Origin of the sequence: Streptomyces sp. NPDC093591, assembly GCF_044764885.1 — a bacterium.
Taxonomy (GTDB): domain Bacteria; phylum Actinomycetota; class Actinomycetes; order Streptomycetales; family Streptomycetaceae; genus Streptomyces.
This window is the reverse complement of record NZ_JBIWIY010000020.1, coordinates 158785-184986: the sequence shown is the minus strand read 5'-3', so window position 1 is coordinate 184986 and position 26202 is coordinate 158785. Positions and strand designations below refer to the sequence as shown.

23 protein-coding genes, 2 pseudogenes and 1 riboswitch are annotated in these 26202 nt (G+C 69.5%); of the genes and pseudogenes, 13 read left to right on the top strand and 12 right to left on the bottom strand.

Features of this window, described 5'->3' with window-relative positions; all coding sequences use genetic code 11:
* Window positions 1-133: 133 nt before the first annotated feature.
* A complete protein-coding gene (gene murQ, locus ACIREI_RS36690) occupies window positions 134-1066 on the top strand; it encodes an N-acetylmuramic acid 6-phosphate etherase (RefSeq protein WP_403342510.1) in 933 nt (310 codons plus the stop codon).
* A 39-nt stretch (window positions 1067-1105) separates the two neighbouring features.
* On the opposite strand, the gene ACIREI_RS36685 is transcribed toward murQ, so the two are convergent.
* Window positions 1106-4198 carry a serine protease gene (locus ACIREI_RS36685; RefSeq protein WP_403342507.1) on the bottom strand — a complete coding sequence of 1031 codons (3093 nt, stop codon included), beginning with the start codon at window positions 4196-4198 and terminating at the stop codon, window positions 1106-1108.
* A 50-nt stretch (window positions 4199-4248) separates the two neighbouring features.
* Window positions 4249-4593, bottom strand: coding sequence for a trypco2 family protein (locus tag ACIREI_RS36680; RefSeq protein WP_403342504.1), 345 nt, complete (start codon window positions 4591-4593; stop codon window positions 4249-4251).
* 135 nt (window positions 4594-4728) lie between these two features.
* On the opposite strand from ACIREI_RS36680, the gene ACIREI_RS36675 reads away from it, so the two are divergent.
* The 3 genes from ACIREI_RS36675 (at window position 4729) to ACIREI_RS36665 (ending at window position 11181) form a co-directional block, all read left to right on the top strand.
* Entirely contained in the window at window positions 4729-5571 is an 843-nt protein-coding gene (locus tag ACIREI_RS36675; RefSeq protein WP_403342502.1) for an aldo/keto reductase, read from the top strand.
* Window positions 5572-6026: 455 nt separating this feature from the next.
* Window positions 6027-6431 (top strand): hypothetical protein, encoded by a 405-nt coding sequence (locus ACIREI_RS36670; RefSeq protein ID WP_403342500.1) that lies wholly within the window; start codon window positions 6027-6029, stop codon window positions 6429-6431.
* Between the two features lie 13 nt (window positions 6432-6444).
* Window positions 6445-11181, top strand: a complete 4737-nt coding sequence (locus tag ACIREI_RS36665) for a caspase family protein (RefSeq protein ID WP_403342497.1) — start codon at window positions 6445-6447, stop codon at window positions 11179-11181.
* Here the strand turns inward: ACIREI_RS36665 and ACIREI_RS36660 are convergent.
* Window positions 11152-11413: pseudogene (locus ACIREI_RS36660) on the bottom strand (hypothetical protein); the annotation flags it as partial. The gene ACIREI_RS36665 and the pseudogene ACIREI_RS36660 sit on opposite strands and share 30 nt — an antisense overlap.
* Window positions 11414-11556: 143 nt before the next feature.
* Between ACIREI_RS36660 and ACIREI_RS36655 the strand changes: the two are divergent.
* Entirely contained in the window at window positions 11557-11934 is a 378-nt protein-coding gene (locus tag ACIREI_RS36655) for a type II toxin-antitoxin system RelE/ParE family toxin (protein WP_403342495.1), read from the top strand.
* Window positions 11931-12266 (top strand): helix-turn-helix domain-containing protein, encoded by a 336-nt coding sequence (locus ACIREI_RS36650; RefSeq protein WP_403342492.1) that lies wholly within the window; start codon window positions 11931-11933, stop codon window positions 12264-12266. Before ACIREI_RS36655 ends, ACIREI_RS36650 begins: the two co-directional genes overlap by 4 nt.
* Window positions 12267-12470: 204 nt before the next feature.
* Here the strand turns inward: ACIREI_RS36650 and ACIREI_RS36645 are convergent, their stop codons facing one another.
* Entirely contained in the window at window positions 12471-12734 is a 264-nt protein-coding gene (locus ACIREI_RS36645) for a hypothetical protein (RefSeq protein ID WP_403342490.1), read from the bottom strand.
* Window positions 12735-12851: 117 nt separating this feature from the next.
* Here ACIREI_RS36645 and ACIREI_RS36640 point away from each other — a divergent pair, with 117 nt between their 5' ends.
* The 5 genes from ACIREI_RS36640 (at window position 12852) to ACIREI_RS36620 (ending at window position 15708) form a co-directional block, all read left to right on the top strand.
* Window positions 12852-13691 (top strand): helix-turn-helix domain-containing protein, encoded by an 840-nt coding sequence (locus ACIREI_RS36640; RefSeq protein WP_403342487.1) that lies wholly within the window; start codon window positions 12852-12854, stop codon window positions 13689-13691.
* Window positions 13675-13935, top strand: coding sequence for a DUF397 domain-containing protein (locus ACIREI_RS36635; protein WP_403342484.1), 261 nt, complete (start codon window positions 13675-13677; stop codon window positions 13933-13935). The genes ACIREI_RS36640 and ACIREI_RS36635 overlap by 17 nt, the downstream gene beginning before the upstream one ends.
* 26 nt (window positions 13936-13961) lie before the next feature.
* Complete coding sequence (locus tag ACIREI_RS36630; protein WP_403342481.1) at window positions 13962-14507, top strand: DinB family protein; 546 nt, start codon at window positions 13962-13964, stop codon at window positions 14505-14507.
* Between the two features lie 289 nt (window positions 14508-14796).
* Entirely contained in the window at window positions 14797-15081 is a 285-nt protein-coding gene (locus ACIREI_RS36625; RefSeq protein WP_403342479.1) for a Uma2 family endonuclease, read from the top strand.
* A 51-nt stretch (window positions 15082-15132) separates the two neighbouring features.
* On the top strand, window positions 15133-15708 hold the full coding sequence (locus ACIREI_RS36620) for a hypothetical protein (RefSeq protein WP_403342476.1): 576 nt from the start codon (window positions 15133-15135) through the stop codon (window positions 15706-15708).
* A gap of 17 nt (window positions 15709-15725) precedes the next feature.
* On the opposite strand, the pseudogene ACIREI_RS36615 reads toward ACIREI_RS36620, so the two are convergent.
* From ACIREI_RS36615 to thrC, 7 genes and pseudogenes are all read right to left on the bottom strand, one after another.
* A pseudogene (locus ACIREI_RS36615) lies at window positions 15726-15953 on the bottom strand (MFS transporter); the annotation flags it as partial.
* A 4-nt stretch (window positions 15954-15957) separates the two neighbouring features.
* Entirely contained in the window at window positions 15958-16836 is an 879-nt protein-coding gene (locus tag ACIREI_RS36610; protein ID WP_403342473.1) for a metallophosphoesterase family protein, read from the bottom strand.
* A 28-nt stretch (window positions 16837-16864) separates the two neighbouring features.
* A complete protein-coding gene (locus tag ACIREI_RS36605; protein ID WP_403342470.1) occupies window positions 16865-17992 on the bottom strand; it encodes an NADH:flavin oxidoreductase in 1128 nt (375 codons plus the stop codon).
* Between the two features lie 237 nt (window positions 17993-18229).
* A complete protein-coding gene (gene groL / locus ACIREI_RS36600; protein WP_403342467.1) occupies window positions 18230-19852 on the bottom strand; it encodes a chaperonin GroEL in 1623 nt (540 codons plus the stop codon).
* A gap of 375 nt (window positions 19853-20227) precedes the next feature.
* Entirely contained in the window at window positions 20228-20434 is a 207-nt protein-coding gene (locus tag ACIREI_RS36595; protein ID WP_016436693.1) for a cold-shock protein, read from the bottom strand.
* Window positions 20435-20877: 443 nt separating this feature from the next.
* A complete protein-coding gene (locus ACIREI_RS36590) occupies window positions 20878-21153 on the bottom strand; it encodes a MoaD/ThiS family protein (RefSeq protein WP_301999691.1) in 276 nt (91 codons plus the stop codon).
* Between the two features lie 122 nt (window positions 21154-21275).
* Window positions 21276-22568, bottom strand: a complete 1293-nt coding sequence (gene thrC / locus ACIREI_RS36585; protein ID WP_403342463.1) for a threonine synthase — start codon at window positions 22566-22568, stop codon at window positions 21276-21278.
* A gap of 18 nt (window positions 22569-22586) precedes the next feature.
* Window positions 22587-22745: riboswitch (SAM riboswitch) on the bottom strand.
* Between the two features lie 130 nt (window positions 22746-22875).
* On the opposite strand from thrC, the gene ACIREI_RS36580 reads away from it, so the two are divergent.
* Together ACIREI_RS36580 and ACIREI_RS36575 are read left to right on the top strand one after the other, a co-directional pair.
* Window positions 22876-23820, top strand: coding sequence for a glucosyl-3-phosphoglycerate synthase (locus ACIREI_RS36580; protein WP_403342461.1), 945 nt, complete (start codon window positions 22876-22878; stop codon window positions 23818-23820).
* A gap of 74 nt (window positions 23821-23894) precedes the next feature.
* Window positions 23895-25337, top strand: a complete 1443-nt coding sequence (locus ACIREI_RS36575) for a trehalose-6-phosphate synthase (RefSeq protein WP_403342458.1) — start codon at window positions 23895-23897, stop codon at window positions 25335-25337.
* Here the strand turns inward: ACIREI_RS36575 and otsB are convergent.
* The gene (gene otsB, locus ACIREI_RS36570; RefSeq protein WP_403342455.1) at window positions 25325-26194 is read right to left on the bottom strand and encodes a trehalose-phosphatase; all 870 of its coding nucleotides are present in this window, start codon (window positions 26192-26194) and stop codon (window positions 25325-25327) included. The two genes, ACIREI_RS36575 and otsB, sit on opposite strands and share 13 nt — an antisense overlap.
* Window positions 26195-26202 lie beyond the last annotated feature (8 nt).

Below are 26202 nucleotides of genomic sequence, written 5' to 3'. Positions count from 1 at the left end.
AGGTCGGACCGCTTGTGGGTGTCTGCGGGCAGGATGTGGCTTGTCGCGCCCACGCGGCGGAGCCGCATATCGATACAGTCCCGCGCCCCTCCAGGTCAGACAGCGCACCGCACTTCAGAAAGAGCCGTCTCTCATGACCTCGACATCCAACCCCCGTGATGTCCGCGCCGAGTTGGACTCCCTGACCACCGAGGCCTTCCGGCCCGAACTCGCCGACATCGACCGGCTCCCCACCCTCGACATCGCCCGTCTCATGAACGGCGAGGACGCGGCCGTACCCACCGCCGTCGCGTCGCGCCTCCCCGAGATCGCCGCCGCCATCGACGCCACCGCCGACCGGATGGCACAGGGCGGGCGCCTCATCTACGCCGGTGCGGGTACGGCCGGTCGCCTGGGCGTGCTCGACGCCTCCGAATGTCCGCCCACCTTCAACACCGACCCCACCCAGGTCGTCGGGCTCATCGCGGGCGGCCCGGAAGCGATGGTCACCTCGGTCGAGGGCGCCGAGGACTCCAAGGACCTGGCCCGCGCCGACCTCGCTGCCCTCGCGCTCACCGCCACCGACACGGTGGTCGGCATCTCGGCCTCCGGACGCACCCCGTACGCGATCGGCGCGGTCGAGCACGCCCGTGCGCGGGGCGCGTTGACGATCGGCCTGTCCTGCAACCCGGACAGCGCGCTGGCGGCGGCCGCCGAGCACGGCATCGAGATCGTCGTGGGCCCGGAACTGCTGACCGGCTCCACGCGCCTGAAGGCGGGCACGGCCCAGAAGCTGGTCCTCAACATGCTGTCGACGATCACGATGATCCGCCTGGGCAAGACCTACGGGAACCTGATGGTCGACGTCCGCGCCTCCAACGACAAGCTGAGGGCCCGCTCCCGCCGCATCGTCGCGCTGGCCACGGGCGCGGACGAGGCCGACATCGAGCGGGCCCTGACCGAGGCGGGCGGCGAGGTGAAGACGGCGATCCTGATCCTGCTGGGCGAGGTGGACGGCCCCACGGCCGCCCGCCTCCTGGAAGAGACCGGCGGCCGGCTGCGCGCTGCGCTGGCGACGGCCCGCTGACCAGCACGCCCGGGGGCGCGCACACCCCACAGGGCAGGGTCAGTCGTGCTTCAACTTGATCCAGCCCCCCATGGTCCGAGGTGTCTCCAGAGAAGCCATGACGTTCGCCTCATCCACCTGCTGCGACGCCTTCAGCCCATGGGTGACCACGAGGAAGAATCCCCCTCGCTGTCGCACGTGTGCGGCGATGGCGTCCTCCAGACCGACCCACCAGGTGGTCACGCCCACCAGCACATACAGCTCTTCACCCACGAGCCGTGCCCCCTCCGGAGCGTTGCTCGGGTCGATCGCCAGGGAGTTGCGCGCGTCGAACGGTGCCAGCTTCGCGAAGGGAGCGTGCATGGTCGGGGCCGCGAGACGCCAGCCACCCGATCCGTCCTCTTCCAGGCTCACCTGCTCCAGCGAGGGATTGACGATCACCATCGCGAACGCGTGCGGGGTGCCGTACCCAGCCACGAGCGACGCGGTCGTCCATGTGGCCCCGCTACCGGAGACGATGTTGACGAGTGCGGAGTCGTTCCAACCCGGGTACCGGCAGATCCCGAAGTGGTAGATCCCCGCAGTCGTCATCACCGACTGCTCGTCGACGTGCAGAGCCGGAACGCCGTCCCCCAGCGGGTAGCCGCAGTCCATGCAGTCGCCGGTCCACAGGCAGGCCATGATCCTGCGTACCTCGGCTTCACCAAGCCGCTGCCACGTGTCAGGGTCGACGGCCAGCGCCCGCAGCCCGGACTCCGTCCCCAGCCGGTCGACGATCCGCCAGGGCAGTTCCCCTCCCTCCTCGACGTACCGTGCCTCCCAGGTCCGTCCAGCTTCCATGTTTCCCAAGGCCATGGAGGCGACTGAGGCAGTCAGAGCACTGCTCGTGTTGCCGGTCAGCAGTGCGTCCCTGCGGGCCCCCTCGTAGGCTCGGCTGATGAACGCGTTCGCCCGGTCCCCCTCGTCACGGCAGAGCAGCACTCCCGCGTACGAGAGAGCCGCGAGGGGATGGTCGCCCTCGGCCGCCACCCGCAGCGCCTCCATGGATTCGTCCTGACGCCAGTCCTGGCGGAGAAACCGTGAGTAGCTGAACGCGCTGCCTGGGTCCCCCAGCTCAGTGCCCTTGCGCCACCAAGTGACTGCTGCCTCGTCGTCGCCGAGCGCCCGGGCCACGTTTCCCAGTGCTCCCACGGACGCGAGGGCGCCGGCATCGACAGCGCGCTCGAAGTACTCACGGGCCCCAGCCATGTCGCCGGCACGCATCCGAAGGCAGCCGATGTTGTGCAGGGCCACCCCCTCTCCGCGGTCGGCGGCACGTGCCCACCAGCCCTCCGCCTCCGATGCGTTCCCCAGCCGCAGCTCGATGCCGCCGAGGTTCACCAGGGCCTCCAGATCTCCGGCCTCGGCCGGGGTCGTCAGTACGGTTGCGGCCACATCGAGCCGGTCGGCGGCCGCCGCCGTCATCCAGACGAACTCCCAGTCCGCCCCCTCGGCGATCGCCGCGGCCGCGTGCCAGGCCATGTCCGGGAGTTTCCCCGGCGCCGACCGACGGGCCGTGGCGGACACCAGGTAGTCGAACGCCCGCCAGCGGTCGGCGCCCGCGGGAATCAGCGGGCTGGTGACGCCGAGCATGACCTCGGTGGCCCAGGCCCAGGCGTCCTCGAGCGGCTCCGGCCGCAATGCGGCACCGCCCATTCCCTCCAAGTAGTAGCCGTGCAGGCGTTCTAGCACGCTGGTCTCCACGGCACCACGCAGTCCGGTCCGGGCCAGGTCGACCGCCGCGGCCACCAGCGCCGCTCCCCGTGGGTTGCCGCCCACCTCCGCGGCTTCCTGCCACAGGTCCCACAACTGCGGCCCGGCGGCAAGGTACTCGGCCACCCCGTGCACCGTGTCAGCGGCCAAGGCCTGTCGCAGGCGGGAGTCGGACGCCTGCCGCTCCTGTGCCCGCGACCGTTCCGCGTCGCTCCACTGGCGCTTGAGGCTGATCCGTACGGCACGGCGGACGACTCGCGCGGACGAATGCCGCCCCTGAGCGGCGGTCGCGGCCGCCCCGGCCGCACTCGCGGCAACGACGGCACGGTGGAACTCGGATCGCATGGTTGCCAGCACCACGCACCCGACACCTTCGAGCTCGTCCAGCAGCCGTGATGTGAGCCCATCCGGCCGCAGATACATCTCAAGGTCGTCCAGCCAGAGCACAGTACGCCCGCTCTGCCGGGCCGCCGAACCGGCCAGTCCGGCCAGGTCCGCGTCCGGATCCGGACGGCACACCACCCACTCGTCCAGTTCGGCGCGCATCGCCTCGAACAGGGAGCGTGTCTTTCCGGCCGCCGAGTCGCCGGTGACCAGCAGCAGACCGCCCCGCCCCGCGAGTGACCCGACCGCGCCGCGCAGCTCCTGATCCACGTCACGTGGCACGTATCCGACGCTGTCCGGCAGTCCGGCCCCGTCCGGAACCCGGTGGGCACCGAACCTGACGGGGTCCGTGCCCGAGAGGGGCTCCCACGTGAAGTCGACCGCGAAGGACGACGGACGAGGCCCGACCGGCGCCAGCACGGGCCGGACCCCTGTGTGCCGCTCCACCAGCACGGTGAACTCAGGGTCTTCCAAAAGCAGTTGGACCGGTACGGCCTCCACTCGCCCGTGTGCCCAGGCCACAGGGTCCCCGCAGACCACACCGATCAGAAGCCCCTCGGCGAAGAGCGCGGCACCCGACATGCCCGACCAGGGTGACGGACCGTCACCCGGCGAAGGAGCGTTGTGGACGCTGTCCAGCACGTATCTGCCGCGCATCAGCGACGACCCGGGCTTGAGAGTGCCCACCAGCTGCTCGGTGTCGGGCCTGCCCTCGATGCGAGCGGCCTGTGGAAAACCGATGGCCTGGCATCCCGGCAGCGGGTCGAGTGCGGCGATACGCCCCCACGCCACACGCGAGAGACCGTCGGCGGTCGCCGCATCGACCAACTCGGCGTCCGTCAGCAACAGGGCGGCGTCACAGCGCTCGTCACGGCGCTGCCATACGACCACGGCCCGCCGCGGGCCACTGCCACCGGGAACGGCCACGACAGGCTGTCTGTCTCCCAGCACATGCGCCGTCGTCAGGACGAGGTGGCTGGACAAGAGATAACCGCTGCCCTGGCGATCGGCGGTCACGATCGCGATGCGATGCTCGGTGACGGACGACATTTCCGCCCCCGGCCTGATCAACCGCCCGTCCCCAGCCCGAACGCGCTCAGATCGGTCTGAGTGTCATTGCCGATCTCCACCGAACCGCCTGCAGACTCCGCGTCCTTGGGCTTCAGCGTCAGCGCCACCCGGTGACCGCGCCTCCTGCCCACGGCACCATCGGCCTCCCCCGAGACCACCCAAGCCTTGAAGCCGGCCTTGGCCCGGGCCTCGGCACGGAGCTCGACCTCGAACTCCAAGGTGATCTCCTGGACTTCGAATGAGATCCGCTCACCGTCCGCGGCCGCAGCAGCCGCCACGAGTTCGTCCCGCAGGACCCGCACCGCCGACGTCAACTCTATGCCGTCCAAAGCCGCCCCCATTCGTCCAGTGTTCGAACACAGTCTGCCCTGCGGGACGGACTGCACCGGTCGAAATTGTCAGCGATTTCGTCGGAGTGGCAGGAGCTTCTCAGCCACGTCTCAGATGGCCACCAACTCCCCTGTTAGCGTGGCCACATGACGGCACCGACGACATTCCGCATCGGCGGCGACCTGGAAGTACGACGGCTCGGATTCGGGGCCATGCATCTACGGCCGGACACCGCCGAGGCCCGCGCCGCCTGCGTCGTGGTCGCCCGGCGGGCCGTCGAACTGGGCGTCACACTGATCGACACGGCGCACATGTACGGCTGGGGCGCGAACGAGGACCTCCTGGCCGAGGCCCTGCACCCGTACCCCGCTGATCTCCTGATCGCCACGAAGGTAGGCATCCGCCGGACCACCTCCGGCGAGGGCTGGCGCCACGCGGGCGAGCCGGCCGACCTCCGCGCCCAGGTCGACGAGGCCCTGCTCCGCCTCCGCCTCGACCGCATCGAGCTGCTCCAACTCCACCGCCTCGACCCGGCCGTACCGCTCCCCGACCAGCTCGGCGCCCTCCGCGACCTGCGCGACGAGGGCAAGGTGGGCCGGATCGGCCTGTCCGAGGTCACGGCCGCCGAACTCGCGGAGGCCCGGACCGTCGTCGACATCGCCAGCGTCCAGAACCGCTACAACCTCCTCGACCGCGAGCACGAGCCCGTACTCAAGGCCTGCGAGGCGGCGGGCGTCGCGTTCCTGCCGTGGCGGCCCGGGGCGGCGGGGACGTCGGGGGCGAGGTCGGAGATCGCCGCGGTCGCGAAGGAACTCGACGCGACCCCGACGCAGGTCGTCCTGGCCTGGCTCCTCACCCACTCCCCGGTGATCCTCCCGATCCCGGGGACGACGAGCATCGCGCACCTGGAGGAGAACGTGGGGTCGAACGCCGTGTCCCTGACCCAGGACCAGTACGACCGCCTGGACCGCGCCTCCGAGTCGGCCTGACTCGGCCTAACGCGGCCTAGCGCGGCAGTCTCCCCTCCCGGTTGACCTGCCGGACCCGCGCCATCAGCTCCTCCGTCGTCGGCAGGGGCGGCAGCGGCTCGCCCCGCAACAACCGCCGCCAGCCGCTCGGCGGGCCAGCCCCTGCGGGAGTCCAACAACATCGAGTGTGAGGCAGGGCCGTTGCCGCCAGCCCAGCTCCCCGATGATCGAGTCGCTGACGAAAAGCCGCCCTCATGCTCGACGAAGTCCTGGGTACGGCGGGCGGCCGCGCGGCCCGCTGGGTTCGTGAAGGCGAGCGAGGACGAGGAGCAGTCCGCGTACGAACTGCGCGAAGAACGCGGGCGACGGGAACGAGTTGCCGTATCACGGACCGTACACCCCCCTGACGGAACTAGAGTTGTCCCTCCAACAGATGACAGTGGCACAGGCATCATGGCTGAGGGGATAGGGGCAGCATGAGCGAGCAGGCCTTGGACCGGGTCGGGGGAGCCGGGGATGTCACGGAAGACACCATGGTCCAGGCCTCGGAAGACGGGCAGACCCTGCACTTCTGGGTGACGGCGACCGAGGAGGACATCGCGCTCGCCGCGCAGAGCAGCGACAGCATGGGCCTGTTCAGCCGCGATGGCGACGCCGTACTGCGCTCGGTGCCTCTCGGTCCGCTCCGCAAGAGCCTCGCCGAGACGGTCGACGCCCTGCAGGGGATCTTCCAGGAGGTCGCCGACCGCGGCGGCCCGCTCCCGCTCGCCGAGGCACAGCTCTCCTTCCAGGTCACCGCAAGCGGTGGCATCCAGCTCATCGGCACCGGGCAAATGCAGGGCACCCGGGGCCTGACACTGACATTCAAGCGGCCCGCCTGATCCGGCGCCGCCCATGCCACAGCACAAGGCGCTGCTCATTGGAGCCAGTGACTACTCCGACATCCCGGGCTACGGGGACCTCCCCTTCGTCCGCGACGACCTCCATCGGCTACGCGAGGTCCTGACCAGCCGCGGCTTCCAGGCTGATGTCCTCGAGAACCGGCGCGGCATTACGCAGAACACCGTGCGCGGCGCCGTCCACCGGTTCCTGAGCGATGCCCGCACCGGCGACTGCCTGCTCATCGTGCTGAGCGGGCACGGGATCCACGTCGAGGGCAAGGACTACCTGGTGCCGGAGGACGCCCCCGGCACGGAACCGTTCACCGACGGCTGCATCGAGATCGGCTGGCACAAGGAGGTGGAGAAGTCCCCCGCGGAACGCGTCGTCTTCCTGATCGACGCCTGTCGTGAGGGCAGGGCACCGGACACCAAGTCGATCCCCGGTACCCGGCCCTGGCGGGCACCCGAGATCATCGGCACCCTGCGCCGCAAAGTCGCCTACGTCCACGCCTGCGCGAAGCCCCAAGTCGCCCTGTTCGTACGGGACACGGACACAGTCCGGCCCGGCTCCGACGTGGGGACGCAACAGGGCGAGTCGTTCAGCCTCTTCTCGCGCGCCGTCGCCGACGTGATCTCCAACGATCCACACGCCCTCGGTCTGCGGGAGTTCTCCACACAGGTGCAGGAGCGGGTCGGCGTCTACCACCGGGCCTACGGCAAGACGGGCCGACCGCAGCAGGTGAAGGTGACCTGCGAGACGGACGCCGACGGCCGGGACTTCCCACTGCTGCCGGGCGCCGAACGACGGACCGAGGTTCACGCCTGGGTACGGGACGTCGACGACTACCCGTGGCACCGTACTCCCGAGGGCAGGGCGCGGGAGATCCTCCAGGACGTCTGCCGGGTCCTGGCGGGCCGGCTGGCAACGGCGTACGAGGAGGCGGCGCGGGCACTGGGCGACGATCCGTGGCACGACACCGCACTGGCCGAGCGCGCCCACAATCGGCTCGGCTTCCTGGTCAGTCAGCTGACCGACGAAGCGCTGTCACCGACCGAGGCCGCGCTCGCCTTCCTGTTCCCCCTCGTCACCCAGACGTTCTGGGCCCAGGAAGCGGCCCAGCGCAGGAACGTACTCGCCGAGGGCGTGACGGCTGACGGCCCCGACCACCACAACTTCGACAAGTTCGCCCAGGGCTTTCCCCGTCTCAAGCGCCGACTGCGCGCTCTGGAACACCGGAAGGCCGCCGGCGACTCGGCCCAGCGCATCAGCTGGTGGCTCTTCCATCGCTGGCTCCTCAAGCAGCCAGAGCTGTACACGGCCGAACGCCTCAAGTCCCTTCTCGGCGACGTGATCTCCGACCGGGAACACCCACCCTGGGTCGCCGACGCCATATCCGGGGAGCGCATGGCGCGGCTCCTCCGGGAGCACCGCACGGCGCCGTTCACCATCCGTCGGTCCAGCACCGCCCCGGAGCCTCAAGGGTTCCGCGTGCACGACGACGACCACGACGTCATCGCCGCCAGCACAGGCGACGAGCACGAGGTGCGCACTGCCCTGGTCACAGCCCTGGTCAAGGCCGCCCACGCTATGGCCGTCGATCCGGTCGACCTGCCCGAGATCGTCGTCGAACACATCGGTGTCCACGACAGCGTCGATCCCGCCGCCCTCCTGGCCACGGTGCGACGCTCCGACTGGCGGGTCTCCGGCCTGGGCCGCTCCCTGAACGCGGTGTGCACCCACCCGGCGGTCCAGGTCGCACTGCGCGGGCACGCGACCCGGGTCGACGTACTGCTGCGCGACATCAACCGCGGCGACATCCCCGCCCTCGCCCCGCTCCACAAGCTCCCGCCCTACGCCGACGGCAGCCGCGTGCGCCTCGACGGCAACACCCCCGACCAGCTCTCCGACGGCATCCGCTTCCAACTGGCCGAGGACCGCGTCCAGGAACTCCTCATGGGCGAGGAACTCTACGGCGACAGCGAGCTGGCCGTCCGCGAGCTGTACCAGAACGCGCTGGACGCCCTCCGCTACCGAGACTGCCGCACACAGTATCTGCGGGGCACGAACCGGACGGTCGCCCCCTGGGAGGGGCGGATCGAGTTCGTCCAGGGCATCCGCTCCGACGGCCGCCCCTATCTGCAGTGCCGGGACAACGGCATCGGCATGGGCATCACCGAGCTCAGCACCGTCTTCTCGCAGGGTGGGGCACGCTTCGTCGACCTGCCGGAGTACGTCGAGGAGCAGGCGGCCTGGGCACAGCTGCCCGACCCGAAACCGGAGCTCCATCCGAACTCGCGGTTCGGCATCGGCGTGCTCAGCTATTTCATGCTCGCCGACGAGATCGTCGTACGGACCTGCCGCATGGGGCGAGACGGGCGGCCCGGGCGGCTGTTGCAGGTGACCATCGCCGGACCGGGCAACTTCTTCCGGGTGGAGGACCTGGGACCGGGGGAGGACGCCGGGACCGAGATCCAGCTGCTGCTCAGCAAGGAGCGCAGGTCCGTATCGTGCGTGGACGCGCTGGAAAAGGTGCTGTGGGTGGCGCCGTATGGCACATCGGCGACCCACGGGGCGCGGTGCCGCGAGTGGGTGCCGGGCGAGCTTTCCCCTGCAGCCCTGGAGATCTACCCACGCGCGCATTTCGTCCGCAAGAGGCCCGCGTGGTGTATCCCCTCGGACCACCCGGGCTTGTGGTGGCTTGAAGGCGACGGCATCCTCCTGGCAGACGGTCTGCTTGCGGAGACCGAGTACGCCAAAAAGGTGTACGGCGCTGTCGTCAACCTCACCGGAAGGCAAGCGCCGGAACTGACGGTGGACCGCAAGAAGGTGCGCTCCTACGACAAGGCGCACGTGATGGAGCGCATGGCCTCCGCCATCCCCAGCCTCACAGAGCCGCGCCTGGGACTGCCCGATCCCGCCTGGCTGGAGGGCGCGAGCACCTGGTCCGTGGCCTTCGCCGACCGGGTCGCCGGGCAGGCACGTCGGGCCGATCTCCCCTGGCGGCTCCAGGACGACGTCTCCGTACCTTTCAGTCAGGTGGGTTTCTTCCCGCCCGACGCCGATCTGCTGCCCCTGGTGACCGGCCGTCACAGAGAGTCCGATCGGTCGGGTCTCGCCTCGCTCCTCCTCACCATGCCGCCGCCTGTCCTCCGCCGGCGGCTGGGTGCTCTGTACGCGGCGGGGCTCGGCGGGCAGGTTTCGCTCCCGCACATCGACCGCGCCGAAGCGCAGTGCGCCCGCCCGTCGGATCTCGCGCTGCTGAACGTCACCGGTAGGTTCCTCAACTGGCGGCACTGGCGTGAGAGATGGATGACGGGGCAGCTGACGTCCGGGCTCACCGCTCGCACGCCGTCCCCACAGCTCGTCAGCACCGGCCTGATGAGCATCATGGCACTGCCCCGCTGGCGTGATCCCGCCGTTGCTGTCAGCGTTGCGGACACCTTCGAGCTGAGTGCGCATACGAGTCGCTCGCCCGCGGAGGTCGCCGAGCGACTGGACGAATGGGGTTACCGTGTCGAGCCCCTGCTGGGCTGCGCCGCGGCCCAGCACTCCGACCTGCCGCTGCTTCGCCCACTGGGCGATCCGGACGGCTGGCTGGCACCCGGTGCGACGCTGTCGCCGGTCCAGATATGCGTCAGCGCCGCACAGGCCGCCCACAGCACGCCCTGGGCCGCACAGCGGCTCGATGAACTGGGTTTCACGGTGCCAGCGGAGTTCCCGGTCCGGGAGCACTGGAGCGAGGAGGAGCGCAAGGTCATCGCGGAACTGTGGCAGGCGTACGGCACGCGGCCCTCCCCCGAGAAGGCGTTGCACGTCTCCTCGGCGCAGCTGACAGCGGTGGCGCATACGACGGACCTGCCTCTGCGCTCCATCAGGGAGTTCCTCGGGCAGCTCGGTTTCACCCTGCCGCCGAAAGCCGCGGAACCACAGGAACTGACCGATGACGACCGGGCCCTGCTGGCCCAGAAGCCGCTTGTGGACCGGGACGTGTCACTACGCTACGTTGCGGCGGCTTCCCGCTATCTCAACCGCCCTGCGCGCGCCCTGGCCGACAGGCTCCGTGAACTCGGGTACAGGGTGTCGGAGGTACCCGAGGACGAGCACCTGCCCTCCCGAGAGGACATCGCCTTCCTCGGCACGGACCCCGGACTCGCTGACCTCAGTTGTCCCGTTTCCCTCAGCCGCGTCGCCGGAGCCGCGCACGGGGCCGGCATCTCCCTGGCCGAGGCAGTCGGCCGATTCACCTCCCTGGGGTACCACTTCTCCTTCGATCCGAAGGCCGTCTCTGCGTTGAGGGAGCAAGACGTCGAAAGCCTTGCCTTTGGGCGCTCGGCAGCGGAGAAGTTCAGCCCCATCTCGCCTGACGCCGTTCGCGCCGCCGCTGACCACACCAGCCGACAAACCGAAGAGATCGCCGCCTCCCTCACCGCCCTCGGCTTCGACGTGGTATCGCCCGCGAAGGAGTGGTCAAGAGAGCGTCAGCTGGAGACAGCCTTGTTCAGCGCGCTCCGTAACCCCGACCACCTCCCTGTCCCCTACCTCGACGGCCCTTCGGTCTCCCTTGTCACCCTGGCAGTGACAGCCATGCGAGCGGGTACGTCGCTGCGCGAAGCCGCCGAGACGGCCACAGCGATCGGTATCCGCCACGAAGCCGAAACCTGGTTCAGCCCCGCTCCGACGGAGCCAGATGCCACCTCGGCCGACGCAGTCCGGCCGCCGTCAGCTGCCGCACCACCTCGCGGCTGCTGATCTACACGGCACCGGCGGCCACGGCGCCCACGTACTGGTGGGCAGGCGTGCCCCCACTGCCGCGACCTTCACGCCCGCCTCGTGGCACACCCAGTACGCGGTCGGGGCTCAGCTCGGGCTCGACGTCGAGCGCGTGCGGGTCGCCGCAACCGCACACCGGGTACAGGGCCAGCGGCCGTGCCGAACCAGTGGCGCGTCCTACGCCCTGCGCGACCAGCCCGGCCAGGAACTCCGGACGGCGACGAGGAGCGGCCCACGGCACGCTGGGGGCGCAGAGACTGCCTGAAGCCACAGCCTCGGTGCCAGGTCACTCCATCTGGTGAGCGTTTCACAACCATGCGATTATGCCGTTGGCGACATAATACGGTGCGCCACATGGACGCCCTGTACGTGATCGAGTTGGAACCTGAGGTGCGGTCCTGGCTTGAGTCCCTGCCCGACAAACAGCACCGCAAAGTGGAGGAGTACGCAGAGCTGCTGGCCACACTGGGTCCGCAAACGCCCATGCCGTTCGCTCGACCTCTCGAGGAGGGGGTGTACGAGCTGCGCCCCACGCTGGGCGGCGTGGACACGCGCATCACGTACTGGTTCGCCCCGGGACGCCGCATCGTGCTCCTCACCGTCTTCCGGAAGACCCGGATGCACGAGGCGGCGCAGGTCGCTCGTGCGGTGGCTGCCCGCACAGTGTGCGACAGCAAGCACGGACCGGCCCACAGTACATACAGCCGCGGAGAGGAAGGGGAGACGCAATGAGTCATGCCCGCTGGAAGCTGAGCCGCGAAAAGACGTTGGCCGAGGGGTACTCCGAGTCCCCCGAGGTCACGGCCGAGCGTGCCGAGATCCGACTGGCCATGGCCTTCGCCAAGGCCGTGTACGACCGCCGCACAGAACTGGGGCTCTCCCAGACTGAGCTCGCGGAGCGAGCCGGACTCACCCAGGCCAAGATCTCCCGGGTCGAAGGCGCCGACACCGTGCCAACACTTCCCTTGTTGCGACGCCTGGCCATGGCTCTGGACGCCTCCCTGAACATCGCCCTGGACAACGATGGCGAGGAAGTCACTTTCATCGCCCACTCGGCAGCATGACGCCCCCGGCTCTCCGCGAAACGCCCAACTCGCCATCTGCGGCAGCACCCACCGCTGGACGTTGAGCTGACGGTCGGCGTGCTGGGCGACGAGCCAGGCGGCGTGGGCGGCCTACGCGCCGAGAAGGTCGGCCGTGGGCCAGCCGACCTCGTCCGTGATCACGCCGACCGCCTGGACCGCGCCTCCGAGCCGGCCTGACCATCCCTAACGCGGCAGTCTCCCCTCCTTGTTGACCTGCCGAACCCGCGCCAACAGCTCCTCCTTCGTCGGCGCGGGTTCCACCGACTCACCCCGCAGCACCGCCGCGAGCCGCTCCGCGGTGCGGACATTGCAGCGCCCGAGCTGGACGAGAGCGAACGGCTCGTCTCCGGCGCCGGTGACCGGATCCACACACAGGGAGGGCAGTACGACGCCCACTCCCCTGAGCGCCTCCCGCAGGGACACCACGACTTCTTCGGTCGACCGCACGTTGACTTCACCTCTCCACGCAGAGTTTGCGATTCACAACACAGCGTGGCGGTCACGCCCCTAACCTGGCCATACGGGGCGCCCCAACAACCTCGTCTGGTGGACCGGGAGTTACACATGCCAGCACCGAAGGATCTCGATCCGTCGTCCTCGCCGCGCGCGCTGCTGGGCGCGGAGTTGCGCCACGCGCGCGAGAAGAAGGGCCTGAGCCAGGAGGCCCTGGGCTTGAAACTGTTCGTCAGCGGCGCGTTCATCGGCCAACTTGAGGCCGGTACGCGGCGCTTGCGGCCCGACATGGCACCGCTGGCCGACGAGGTGCTGGGCACGAACGGTTTCTTCGTGCGGAACTGCAAGGCAGCGAACAAGTCCAAGTATCCGGAGCACTTCGCGGAGGCGGCGGAGGCCGAGGCTCAGGCGACGGCGATCAGGCAGTACGCGCCGCTGCTGATCCCCGGGTTGCTGCAGACGCCGGCGTACGCGAGGGCTGTATGCCGGGCATACCAGCCGACAGCCCCGGAGAAGAAGATCGAGCAACTAGTGACGGCCCGGATGGAGCGCACGCGACTCCTCGACGATCCAACAGAGCCGTTGTTGTGGGCGGTGATTGACGAGGCGGCGTTGCGGCGGGTGACGGGCGGGCCCGAGGTGATGACGGAGGCCCTTCGTCACATCGCCGATTTGTGCCGCCGGGGTCGGGTCATCGTGCAGGTGCTGCCATTCGGTGCGGGAGCACATGCGGCGATGCAGGGCGCCATCAAGCTCATGGACTTCGACGACGCCCCTCCGCTGGTCTACTTCGAAGGAGTCGGCACGGGACGGCTGGAGGACGACCCGGCGACCGTCAGGCACCAGAGGTTCACCTACGAACTCCTCATGGCCTGCGCACTCTCGCCGCAGGAGTCCCTGGCCCTGATTGAGGCGATGGCGCAGGATTACGCCCATGAGGAACATCCCTGAGTACGACCTGGACGGCGTCACCTGGAAGAAGTCCAGCTACAGCGGCGGCGACGGTGGCGACTGCCTTGAGGTCGCCCGCTGGCGCAAGTCGACGTACAGCGGGGGCAGCGGCGGCGACTGCCTCGAAGTCACCCACGACATCCCCACCCTCGTCCCCGTCCGCGACTCCAAGACCCCCCACGGCCCGAAGCTCGTATTCCGAGCATCGGCGTGGTCGGCCTTCGTCAAAGCGGTCAGGATCTGACCTCATTGCCTCCTAGCGTGGCCGTCATGACTGAGACCACGCACAACCCCGTCACCGACACCGCCACCGACGAGCGCGCCGACCTGCTGGAGTCGCTGGCCCAGCAGCGGTACTTCCTGCGCTTCACGACCCGCGACCTCACCGACGAGCAGGCCGGCGAGCGCACCACCGTCAGCGAACTGTGTCTCGGCGGCCTGATCAAACACGTCACGTCGGTGGAACGGGGCTGGGCGGCCTTCATCCAGCACGGCCCATCGGCCATGCCCGACTTCACCGCCATGACCGAGGCCGACTTCGCGAAGCGCGCCGACGAGTTCCGGATGCTGCCCGGCGAGACACTGGCCGGCGTGCTGGCCGAGTACGAGGAAGTGGCCCGCCGCACCGACGAGTTGGTCGCGACCCTGCCCGACCTGAACGCCGCCCACCCGCTGCCCAAGGCCCCGTGGTTCGAGGCTGAGGCTCAATGGTCGGCCCGCAGGGTACTGCTGCACATCACCGCCGAGACGGCCCAGCACGCGGGCCACGCCGACATCATCCGCGAGTCCCTGGACGGCGCGAAGAGCATGGGCTGACGCCCCGATACCTCCGGCCCGAAGCTCAAGCGGCCAGCGCCGAGCCCTCTTTGCAAGGAATGGTTGGAGGGTCTCAACCCGCCCTCCCACCCCGCGAGTTGACTTGGAGCGTTCGTCCGAATAACGAACAGCCCCCGCCAGGTGCTCACAACACCTGCGGGGGCTTGACCCACGAGATCGAGCTAGAGGTCGATCCAGTGGCTACTGCCAAGCTCAGTACTACCTCCCTGCCCGCGCACGCGTCCCCGCACCCGATGGCCAATCGTGGTCCGGGTCCAACGGCATCGTGATGGCTGTCGAGATCACGTCCCACGACCGCGACACCCATCAGCGAGACCGCATCGACAAGCCCGTCGGCTATGCGGCAGTCGACCTCCCTGTCTACCTGCTCATCGACCGTGACAACAACACCGTTGTCGTGTACAGCGAACCCAGGGACGCCCGCTACCAACGCGTCGTCTCCCACCCCTGGGGAGCCCCGGTGGAACTCCCCGAGCCTCTCGGCTTCACTGTGGATACCGAGGAACTCCACATGGCCCGGTTGGAGGCAGCGGACCCTCCATGTGCATGCTGAAGGTCTACCGCACCACCTGACCAGGCCCCCGCAAGCCCCCGGAGCCACCCCATGAACCATGCCCAGCTCACCGCCTTGGGCCGAGCCCTCCGCCTCCTCGGCGAACACGGCGAGTCCCTCACGGCCACCACCCCGGACGGCAAACTCCACGAGGTCAAGGCCGACCTCCGCCGCGCCCTCGACCTCCTCGACGAGAGCGTCACCGGCGCCGCCCCCACCACCCGCTGCCCGGAGCACCCCAACGGCCCCGTCGACACCGCCGCCCCCGACCTCTGCCTGCTCTGCGAGACCCGCCGCCGAGCGGCCCGCCGCTCCGAGTTCAACGGCCCGGCCCCCGACGTCCCCCGCGCCCCCGAGCACACCGCCCCCTCCCGCTACGGCGTCCGGGGCGACCGCCCCCAGCCCCAGCAGCGCTGGCTGCCGGAGCTGTGGAACGGCCAGGAGTGGCAGCTGTGCGGCACCCCGCGCCGCGACCGCCGCGAGGCCGAGCTGTATATCGCCGCCCAGCGCCGCGGCCCACGCCCCGCCATGGCCTACCGCCTCGTGCACGAGTTCACCGACTATGAGGTGCTGCGCGTCTGGGGCACGCCGGTGAAGGTCGACATCGAGCCGCTGGGCAACCTGTAGGAGCCAGTCCGCCCTTAGGCCAGGACCACCTTGAAGGCGTTCTCGGATGGGAGGGTGTAACCGCCGAGGTTCGTCGTCATCTGGGCGAGGATCACGCCCGCGACGGCACTCGCCGTGGACATGCCGAGCGAGCGCATCAGCGTGTTGAGGCTGTTCGCCGCGGCCGTCTCCGAAGCAGGCACGGCGCTCATGATCAGCGCGGGCATCGAGCCGAAGCCGACACCGGCGCCGATGATGCAGGCCACGTGGTCACGCCTCCCGCTCCACGAACGCCCGCACCTGCTCCTCGTCCAGCTCGTACACCGTCTCGTGCGCCCGAGGGTCCCGCGCATGGAAGGTATGGAACATCGGCCCCGTCGCCCCGCCCAGCTCCACCAGCGACGCCGACGCCCCGCGCACCGCGCGCTCCGTTCCGGGCGCGGCCGTCAGGTCGACGCGGCTGACCACACCCGGAGTGACCCACACCGGCACCGACTCCAGCAGCCCGAAGAGCTGGAGGTGGTAGTGACCGGTCAGCACGACCCGTACGTCACTCCCCCGGATCGCCTCCGCCAGCTCCCCCGGGTTGCGCAGCCCGAAGTGCGGCTGGGTCGCCGAGATGTCGAGGCTGATCGGCGGGTGATGGAAGGCGAGGACGGTCCCCCGCTCGGACGGCTGACTAGGACTCTGACCCTGACTCAACACCTCACGGAGCCACTTCAGTTGACGCCGACTCAGCTCGCCGTACACCTTCCCCGGCACCAGCGAGTCCAGCGTCACGAAGCGCCATCCGCCGACCGTACTCACCGCGGCCCGCTCCAACACCTCGGAGTCCAGGACCAGCTCCGGTTCCGGGTGCCCGCTCCCGAGCACCTTCCCGAAGGCGTCCCGCTCGTCGTGGTTGCCGGTCGTATAGAACACCGGCGCCCCCAGCCGCCGCGCGAACTCGCCCACCAGCTCGCGTACGGCCGTATACGCCTCCACGGCCCCGTCGTCGGCGATGTCTCCGGTGACGACCACCGCGTCGACGTCCCGTAGATGCCGTAGCTCGGTGAGCATCAGGCGCAGTGAATCGGTGGCGTTGACGCCGTTCTTGTCGGGAGCGTCGGTGCGCTCGATGTGCGTGTCCGAGAGATGAAGGATCCTCATCTCTCGGACACTAGTCCCGAGTTGGCGCTCAGCTCAGGGTCTTCAGCGACTCCGCGTCGTACGCCGCCAGCTCCCCGAACCGTCCGTCCAGCACCTTCGCCGCCCACTGAGGGTCCTGGAGCAGGGCGCGGCCGACGGCCACCATGTCGAACTCGTCGCGCTCCAGGCGGTCCAGGAGGTCGTCGATGCCCTTGACCGTGGAGCCCTCGCCCACGAAGGCGCCGATGAAGTCGCCGTCGAGGCCGACCGAGCCCACGGTGATGGTCGGCTTGCCGGTGAGCTTCTTCGTCCAGCCGGCCAGGTTCAGGTCGGAGCCGTCGAACTCCGGGAGCCAGTAACGGCGGGTGGAGGCGTGGAAGGCGTCGACGCCGGCCGCGGCGAGCGGGGTGAGGATGGCCTCCAGCTCCTCGGGGGTCTCGGCGAGCCGGGCGTCGTAGGCCTCCTGCTTCCACTGGGAGTAGCGGAAGATGACCGGGAAGGACGCGGAGACCCTCTCGCGTACGGCGGCCACGATCTCCGCGGCGAACTTCGTGCGGGCGACCGGGTCGCCGCCGTAGGCGCCGGTGCGGCGGTTGGTGCCCTCCCACAGGAACTGGTCGAGCAGATAGCCGTGGGCGCCGTGCAGCTCCACGCCGTCGAAGCCGATGCGCTCGGCGTCCGCGGCGGCCTGGGCGAACGCGCCGATGACGTCGTCCAGGTCGCTCCGGGTCATCGCCTTACCGGTGGGCTCGGTCTCGCCGATGCGCAGACCGGAGGGTCCCACGGCGGGGGCCTCGGGGTACGGCGACTGGCCCTCCTTGCGCACCATGCCGATGTGCCACAGCTGCGGCACGATCGTGCCGCCCGCCGCATGCACGTCCTCGGCGACCTTCGCCCAGCCCGCCAGCTGCTCCTCGCCGTGGAACCGCGGGACGCGGCTGCTCTGCCCGGCCGAGTCGTGGCCGACGTAGGTGCCCTCGGTGACGATCAGGCCGACCCCGGCCGCGGCGCGGCGGGCGTAGTACGAGCGCACGTCCTCACCGGGGATGCCGCCCGGGGAGAACATACGGGTCATCGGCGCCATCACGATGCGGTTCGGGACGGTGAGGCCGTTGATCATGGTCGGCCGGGAGAGGATCTGGGCCGCACGGGAGGCGGCGGACTCGGTGACGGTCACGGGGAGGGCTCCTCGGGAGTTGCTTCTATTGACCAGCGGCTCTGCAGACCGTCTGGTATGTGCGCGCGCATTGTTGCACCCAATTAAGCAACTGCCTATGCGCTGCCACACATTCCCCATCCGCCCCCGCCCCGCTGTGACCCCGAACACGCCCGAGGGCGGCACCTCCTGTCGGAACAGGAGGTGCCGCCCTCGGCAAGGACGTTGATCAACCGGAGGTCGAGCCCCCGAGGTCGATCAGAAGTCCATGTCACCGCCCGGCATGCCGCCACCGGCGGGCGCGGCGGCCTTCTCCGGCTTGTCGGCGATGACGGCCTCGGTGGTGAGGAACAGCGCGGCGATCGACGCGGCGTTCTGCAGCGCGGAACGCGTCACCTTCGCCGGGTCGATGATGCCCTCGGCGATCATGTCCACGTACTCGCCGGTCGCGGCGTTGAGGCCGTGGCCGACCGTCAGGTTGCGCACCTTCTCGACGACGACGCCGCCCTCGAGACCACCGTTGACGGCGATCTGCTTGAGCGGGGCCTCGAGCGCGAGCTTCACGGCGTTGGCGCCGGTCGCCTCGTCACCTTCGAGCTCCAGCTTCTCGAACACCTGGGAGGCCTGCAGCAGGGCCACGCCACCACCGGCGACGATGCCCTCCTCGACGGCCGCCTTGGCGTTGCGCACGGCGTCCTCGATGCGGTGCTTGCGCTCCTTGAGCTCCACCTCGGTGGCGGCACCGGCCTTGATGACGGCCACGCCGCCCGCGAGCTTCGCCAGGCGCTCCTGGAGCTTCTCGCGGTCGTAGTCCGAGTCGCTGTTCTCGATCTCGGCGCGGATCTGGTTCACGCGGCCCGCGACCTGGTCCGAGGAGCCGGCACCGTCGACGATGGTGGTCTCGTCCTTGGTGATGACGACCTTGCGGGCCTTGCCCAGGAGGTCCAGGGAGGTGTTCTCGAGCTTGAGACCGACCTCCTCGGAGATGACCTCGCCACCGGTGAGGATGGCGATGTCGTTCAGCATCGCCTTGCGGCGGTCGCCGAAGCCCGGGGCCTTGACCGCGACGGACTTGAAGGTGCCGCGGATCTTGTTGACGACCAGGGTCGACAGGGCCTCGCCCTCGACGTCCTCGGCGATGATCAGCAGCGGCTTGCCCGACTGCATGACCTTCTCGAGGAGCGGGAGCAGGTCCTTGACCGAGGAGATCTTGGAGTTGGCGATCAGGATGTACGGGTCGTCGAGGACGGCCTCCATACGCTCCATGTCGGTGGCGAAGTACGCCGAGATGTAGCCCTTGTCGAAGCGCATACCCTCGGTGAGCTCCAGCTCCAGACCGAAGGTCTGGGACTCCTCGACGGTGATGACGCCTTCCTTGCCGACCTTGTCCATCGCCTCGGCGATGAGCTCGCCGATCTGGGTGTCGGCGGCGGAGATGGAGGCGGTGGAGGCGATCTGCTCCTTGGTCTCCACGTCCTTGGCCTGCTCGAGCAGGGCGGCGGAGACGGCCTCGACGGCCTTCTCGATACCGCGCTTGAGGGCCATCGGGTTGGCGCCGGCGGCTACGTTGCGCAGGCCTTCCTTGACCAGGGCCTGGGCGAGAACGGTCGCGGTGGTCGTACCGTCACCGGCGACGTCGTCCGTCTTCTTGGCGACTTCCTTGACCAGCTCGGCGCCGATCTTCTCGTACGGGTCCTCGAGCTCGATCTCCTTGGCGATGGACACACCATCGTTGGTGATCGTGGGGGCGCCCCACTTCTTCTCGAGGACGACGTTGCGACCCTTGGGGCCGAGCGTCACCTTCACGGCGTCCGCGAGCTGGTTCATGCCGCGCTCGAGGCCGCGCCGCGCCTCCTCGTCGAACGCGATGATCTTGGCCATGTGAAGTGGTCCCTCCAGGACTGGGGGTGATTCCTTCGGACCGCGCCCGCGCCCGCGACGGACGGCTCGCCTGCCTCGTGGTTCCTTGCCCCACCTGGCCTGCGGGCCTCACCGACCCGGTCCTTCGTTGTCACTCTCACCTTCAGAGTGCTAACGCAATGATTAGCACTCGACCCATGCGAGTGCAAGCGGCTCTCGGGGATCGGGCGGGGTGCTCCGCAGTGGGCGAACAGGGTTCGGCAAGGTCCGGGCAGGCCACACGCAGGCCCGGGCATGGTGAAGGCGCCCCGCACCCCGGGCACGGCGAAGGGCCCGCACCCCGGGAGGTGCGGGCCCTTCGAAGAAGAACGTCGCTGCTTTAAGTCGACGCGTGCTTCAGCCGGCCGCCAGCCGGACCATGTCCGCCTGCGGCCCCTTCTGACCCTGCGAGATCTCGAAATCGACTCGCTGGCCCTCTTCCAGGGTGCGGTACCCGTCCATCTGGATCGCGCTGTAGTGGACGAAAACATCCGCACCACCGTCGACCGCGATGAAGCCGTACCCCTTCTCCGCGTTGAACCACTTGACGGTGCCCTGAGCCATGCCTAACTCCCCTATTACTGGCCCTTGCACAGATCCACACTTCGCGGATCCGGGTCAGACCTCACCCCCCATCGGTCGGGGGCGTGCGCCGGAACGCGTCGACCGCGGCTGAATGTATCTGCCCAACTGCCGTCTGCAACAGGTCAATCGGACGAGAAATCCGGGCACGCCCGGTCGGGAATGTGGGGACAATTCCCCTGACTTCAGGTCAAGTCGGACCCGATAAAGGGAACAAAAGCCGCAAAAAACCCGCACACTTTGGCTACTTCTTGTCGGGGGTGCGGCATGAAATCAAGGGCCACCGACCCGTGAATCGGCGGCATGTTCCCCAACTGTACCTCGCTCAACCACACAGAATTGCCCCCTCCGCTTCTCTCACGGAGGGGGCAATCCGGTGAACTCTCGGTAATTGGCATTACCGAGGGTAATGATCGGTCATTCGGTCAGCCGCCGGCGACGGCCGGAATGATGGAGACACCCGCGCCGTCCGGCGTCGCCGTCTCCAGCCCCTGCTCGAACCGGACGTCGTCGTCATTGACGTAGACGTTGACGAACCGACGCAGCTTGCCCTGGTCGTCGAGGACACGGGCGGCGATCCCGGTGTGGTTCTTCTCCAGGTCGGCGATGACCTCGCCGAGGGTGCCCCCCTCGGCGGCGACCTCAGCCTGCCCGCCGGTGTAGGTGCGCAGGATGGTCGGGATGCGGACGGTGACGCTCACGTTGTGACCTCCGGTCAGGTAGTCGCCCCTAGGGGCGCGGGGCTGTGTTCAATGTGCGGCTACCGCCGCGCGGGCGCGACCAGGGCCCACCCGGCCCGCAGACGAAATCGACGGGACAGGCCCTAGACGAGACCAGCCTCGCGGAACGAGTCCAGGTTGGGGCGAATGGTCGCGGTGAGCCCCGTACCGGCCACCGCGTCCAGTGTCTTCAGACCGTCACCGGTGTTCAGCACAACCGTCGTCTTCGTCGGGTCGAGGACACCGTTCTCGATCAGCTTGCGCGTCACACCCACGGTCACCCCACCGGCGGTCTCCGCGAAGATGCCCTCGGTCCGGGCGAGCACCTTGATCGCGTCCACGACCTGCTCGTCCGTCACGTCCTCCACCGCACCGCCGGTACGGCGAGCGATGTCCAGGACGTAGGGACCGTCCGCCGGGTTGCCGATCGCCAGCGACTTGGCGATGGTGTTCGGCTTCTGCGGGCGGACGACGTCGTGGCCGGCCTTGAAGGCGACGGACACCGGCGAGCAGCCCTCGGCCTGCGCGCCGAAGATCTTGTACGGCTTGTCCTCGACGAGCCCGAGCTTGATCAGCTCCTGCAGCCCCTTGTCGATCTTCGTGAGCTGCGAGCCGGAGGCGATCGGCACGACCAGCTGGTCCGGGATCCGCCAGCCGAGCTGCTCGCAGATCTCGTACGCCAGGGTCTTGGAGCCCTCGGCGTAGTAGGGCCGCAGGTTGACGTTGACGAAGCCCCAGCCCTCGCCGGCCGGGTCGCCGATCAGCTCGGAGCAGAAACGGTTCACGTCGTCGTAGTTGCCCTCGATGCCGACGAGCTCACCGCCGTAGACCGCCGCCATGACGACCTTGCCCTGCTCCAGGTCGTGCGGGATGAACACGCAGGACCGGAAGCCGGCGCGGGCGGCGGCGGCGCCCACCGCACCGGCGAGGTTGCCGGTGGAGGAGCAGGAGAGGGTGGTGAAGCCGAAGGCGCGGGCGGCCTCCAGGGCCTGGGCGACGACGCGGTCCTTGAAGGAGTGCGTCGGGTTGCCGGAGTCGTCCTTGACGAACAGCTGGCCGGCGTCGACACCCAGCTCGCGCGCGAGGTTGTCGGCCTTGACGAGCTGGGTCCAGCCGGGGTTGATGTTCGGCTTGGTGGCCACGTCGGCGGGGACGGGCAGGAGGGGCGCGTAGCGCCAGATGTTCGCGGGACCCGCCTCGATCCGCTTGCGGAGCTCCTCGGCGTCGTAGGCCGAGAAGTCGTAGGCGATCTCCAGCGGGCCGAAACACTCCTCGCACGCGAAGACCGGTCCGAGGGGTACTCGGTGACCGCACTCGCGGCAGGAAAGAGCCGCGGCGGGACCGAGGTCGACGGTCTCGGCGGAGTCGGTGGTGCTTGCAACAGTCTGCACAGCCATGTGAGGCGAGGCCCTTTCTCCTCATCTTCCTCACGACGCATCTCGCCGTGAGACGGATTTGGCACCTTCCCTAGCCGGGAGCCTCGCGGAGACGATCGACAGTGATCGCTACGAGTACCGACTGGAGGGTTGCCGGGGCTTCATCGGGCCGTTTCCCTCTGCCCCTCTGGATGAGCTGTATGCGGTTGTGTGCGGCGTGACCCCGGACATGCGATGGTCATCCGCGTTGTTCAAGACTGTAACCGACGGCCAGGACAGTTGAGAGAGCCCGTCCGAACCGCGAGACAACAGTGAGGAGCCGCCAACCGTGCTGGAAGAAGTCGAGCGCTGGCTGAGCACCCGCTCCTGGTCCGTGACCGATCGCCCGCTCCACCGCATCCTGGCCGCCAAGCAGCGCACGGGCCAGTCGGTCTCCGTCGTGCTGCCGGCGCTCAACGAGGAGGAGACCGTCGGCGACATCGTCGCGATCATCCGTCACGACCTCATGCAGCAGGTTCCGCTGGTCGACGAGATCGTCGTCGTCGACTCGGGATCCACCGACCGCACCTCCGAGGTGGCCGCCGCCGCGGGCGCCCGGGTCGTCCACCGCGACGACATCCTGCCCCGCATCCCGACCGTGCCCGGCAAGGGCGAGGTGCTGTGGCGCTCGCTGCTCGTCACGAGCGGCGACATCGTCTGCTTCATCGACGCGGACCTGAAGGAGTTCTCCTCCGACTTCGTCTCCGGCATCGTCGGCCCGTTGCTCACCGACCCCGAGGTCGACCTCGTCAAGGCCATGTACGACCGCCCCCTGGGCGCGGCGGCCGGGCAGGGCGGCCGGGTGACCGAGCTGATGGCCCGCCCGCTGCTGAACATGCACTGGCCGCAGCTGGCCGGCTTCGTGCAGCCGCTCGGCGGCGAGTACGCGGCCCGCCGCTCGCTGCTGGAACAGCTCCCCTTCCCCGTCGGATACGGCGTCGAGCTCGGCATGCTGGTCGACGCCCTGCACCTGGTGGGCCTCGACGCCCTGGCCCAGGTGGACGTGGGCGTCCGCAAACACCGCCACCAGGACGGGCAGGCCCTCGGCCGGATGTCCGCCGCGATCTACCGCACGGCCCAGCTGCGGCTGGCCCGCGGACACCTCATCCGCCCCTCCCTCACCCAGTTCGAGCGGGGCGAGGACGGTTTCGAGCCACGGACGTTCTCCGTGGACACGGAGGAGCGGCCACCGATGGCGGAGATCGCGGAGTACGCCTCCCGCAAGGTGGCTTGAACGTCGTATACGGCCCCTGCCAGTGAGGTGAACCGCACGTTTGAGCGGTTCCGGGCCGGGCTAGGTTGAGGCGTATGGCTTCCACGCAGGACGCACGGGATGCGCAGGGTGCTGCCAAGGTGCTCGTCGCGTCGAACCGCGGCCCGGTCTCCTACGAGGTACGCGAAGACGGTTCGCTGCACTCCAAGCGGGGCGGCGGCGGAGTCGTCTCCGGGCTGTCGGCGATCGGGCCGGACGCCGGCGCCCTGTGGGTGTGCTCGGCGCTGTCCGACGGGGACCGCGAGGCGGTGCGGCGCGGGGTCGGCGAGGACGGCGTCCTGATGCTGGACATCCCCGCCGACGTACACGACGACGCCTACAACGGCATCGCGAACTCGGTCCTCTGGTTCGTCCACCACATGCTCTACCAGACGCCGCTGGAGCCGGTCTTCGACGCGGAGTTCCGGCGCCAGTGGGCGTCGTACGAGGCGTACAACCGGGCCTTCGCCGAGGCGCTGGCCGGGCAGGCGGCGCCCGGGGCGGCGGTGCTGGTGCAGGACTATCACCTGTGCCTGGTGCCGGGGATGCTGCGCGAGCTGCGCCCCGACCTCCGGATCGGCCACTTCTCGCACACGCCGTGGGCGCCGCCGGAGTACTTCCGGATGCTGCCCGACGATGTCGCCGGCCAGGTGCTGCGCGGCATGCTCGGCGCGGACCGGCTGGGGTTCCTCACACGTCGGTGGGCGGACGCGTTCGAGGCGTGCTGCGCGGAGTTCGCCGGAGGGCTCGGGGGCACCCGGGTCGGGGTGCACGGGCTCGGGGCGGACGCGGACTTCCTGCGAACGCGTGCGCATCAGTCCGATGTGGCCGAGCGGATGGCGGCGCTGCGGGACGAGATCGGCTCGGCCGCGGACGGGAGCCGCCGCAGGACGATCGTGCGGGTCGACCGGACCGAGCTGTCCAAGAACATCGTGCGCGGCCTGCTGGCCTACCGGCAGCTGCTCGACGACCACCCCGAGTGGCGGGAGCGGGTGGTGCACGTGGCGTTCGCGTATCCGTCGCGGCAGGACCTGGCGGTCTACCGGGAGTACACGGCGGCGGTCCAGCGGCTGGCGGAGGAGATCAACTCCCGCTACAGGACGCCGGGTTGGACCCCGGTGGTGCTCCACGTCAAGGACGACTTCGCGCGCTCCCTCGCCGCGTACCGGCTGGCGGACGTGGCGCTGGTCAACCCCATCCGGGACGGCATGAACCTCGTCGCGAAGGAGGTACCGGTCGTCTCCGACGAGGGGTGCGCGCTGGTGCTGTCGCGGGAGGCGGGGGCCTTCGCGGAGCTGAGTGAGGACGCGATCGCCGTGAATCCGTACGACGTGATGGACACCGCGCGGGCGCTGCACGAGGCGCTGTCCATGGGGCCGGAGGAGCGGGCGGAACGCTCGAAGCGCCTGGCCGCCGCGGGCACCGCGCTGCCGCCGGCCCAGTGGTTCCTGGACCAGCTGCACGCGCTGGCCGACGAGGAGGCTGGTCAGCCCGTCTGACCTGCGATCGCCTGCAGCAGCCGGACGACCCCGGCCGGGCCGTCGACCACCACGTCCGCCTGCTTCGACAACTCCGTGACCTCCTCGCTGCCGCTGCAGACCAGCAGGCCCGGGGTGCCGTCGGAGCGGAGGGCGTCGACGGCTGCGTAGGCCGGGAGGTCGCCCAGGTCGTCGCCGGCGTAGAGGACGGACTCGGCGCCGAGTTCGCGGACGTACTCGCTGAGCGCCACGCCCTTGTCCATGCCGGGTGGGCGCAGTTCGAGGACCATGCGGCCCGGTTCGACGATGAGGCCGTTGCGGGTGGCGAGGTCGGTGAGGGGCTCGCGGAGGGCGTCGAAGGTGCCCTGGGGGTCGGCCGCGCGGCGTGTGTGCACGGCGATGGCATGTCCCTTGTCCTCGATCCAGGTGCCCTGGGTGCTTTCGAGGACGCCTGGCAGTTCGACGCGTACGGCTGCTACGCCGGGGTGGGGGTCGGGGGCGGTGACCTCACCGCTGACGGCGTCCCAGCGCTCGGCGCCGTAGTGGCCGAGCACGACGAGGTGTTCCAGTCCTGGGGTTCCGGTGAATCCGCCGTACCGTACGGCGATGTCGGCCGGGCGGCCCGTGATCACTGCCACGGCGGCGACCTTCGGGGCGAGCGCGGCGAGGGTCGGCAGGGCGTCGGGGTGGGGGCGGGCCTGCTCGGGGTCCGGGACGATCGGTGCGAGGGTGCCGTCGAAGTCGAGGGCGATCAGTGCGCGTTCCGGGCGGGCGAGGATGGCGGCGAGGCCGTCGCGCCCGGGCTGGGTGGTGGGGGTCGGCAGGGGGGCCGTGGAGTTGGTCGAGCCGGAGTCGGTCAGATCCTTGTGACTGCCCATGGGGCGAC

Bases quoted from the DNA above. Each gene is read 5' to 3' on its own strand.
- thrC (WP_403342463.1), bottom strand. From the start codon at position 22,568: ATGGCTGTGCAGACTGTTGCAAGCACCACCGACTCCGCCGAGACCGTC.
- ACIREI_RS36610 (WP_403342473.1), bottom strand. From the start codon at position 16,836: ATGAGGATCCTTCATCTCTCGGACACGCACATCGAGCGCACCGACGCT.
- ACIREI_RS36655 (WP_403342495.1), top strand. From the start codon at position 11,557: ATGGACGCCCTGTACGTGATCGAGTTGGAACCTGAGGTGCGGTCCTGG.
- ACIREI_RS36640 (WP_403342487.1), top strand. From the start codon at position 12,852: ATGCCAGCACCGAAGGATCTCGATCCGTCGTCCTCGCCGCGCGCGCTG.
- ACIREI_RS36620 (WP_403342476.1), top strand. From the start codon at position 15,133: ATGAACCATGCCCAGCTCACCGCCTTGGGCCGAGCCCTCCGCCTCCTC.
- ACIREI_RS36575 (WP_403342458.1), top strand. From the start codon at position 23,895: ATGGCTTCCACGCAGGACGCACGGGATGCGCAGGGTGCTGCCAAGGTG.
- ACIREI_RS36670 (WP_403342500.1), top strand. From the start codon at position 6,027: ATGAGCGAGCAGGCCTTGGACCGGGTCGGGGGAGCCGGGGATGTCACG.
- otsB (WP_403342455.1), bottom strand. From the start codon at position 26,194: ATGGGCAGTCACAAGGATCTGACCGACTCCGGCTCGACCAACTCCACG.
- ACIREI_RS36675 (WP_403342502.1), top strand. From the start codon at position 4,729: ATGACGGCACCGACGACATTCCGCATCGGCGGCGACCTGGAAGTACGA.
- ACIREI_RS36650 (WP_403342492.1), top strand. From the start codon at position 11,931: ATGAGTCATGCCCGCTGGAAGCTGAGCCGCGAAAAGACGTTGGCCGAG.
- murQ (WP_403342510.1), top strand. From the start codon at position 134: ATGACCTCGACATCCAACCCCCGTGATGTCCGCGCCGAGTTGGACTCC.
- ACIREI_RS36630 (WP_403342481.1), top strand. From the start codon at position 13,962: ATGACTGAGACCACGCACAACCCCGTCACCGACACCGCCACCGACGAG.
- ACIREI_RS36635 (WP_403342484.1), top strand. From the start codon at position 13,675: ATGAGGAACATCCCTGAGTACGACCTGGACGGCGTCACCTGGAAGAAG.
- ACIREI_RS36665 (WP_403342497.1), top strand. From the start codon at position 6,445: ATGCCACAGCACAAGGCGCTGCTCATTGGAGCCAGTGACTACTCCGAC.
- ACIREI_RS36595 (WP_016436693.1), bottom strand. From the start codon at position 20,434: ATGGCTCAGGGCACCGTCAAGTGGTTCAACGCGGAGAAGGGGTACGGC.
- ACIREI_RS36680 (WP_403342504.1), bottom strand. From the start codon at position 4,593: ATGGGGGCGGCTTTGGACGGCATAGAGTTGACGTCGGCGGTGCGGGTC.
- ACIREI_RS36625 (WP_403342479.1), top strand. From the start codon at position 14,797: ATGGCTGTCGAGATCACGTCCCACGACCGCGACACCCATCAGCGAGAC.
- groL (WP_403342467.1), bottom strand. From the start codon at position 19,852: ATGGCCAAGATCATCGCGTTCGACGAGGAGGCGCGGCGCGGCCTCGAG.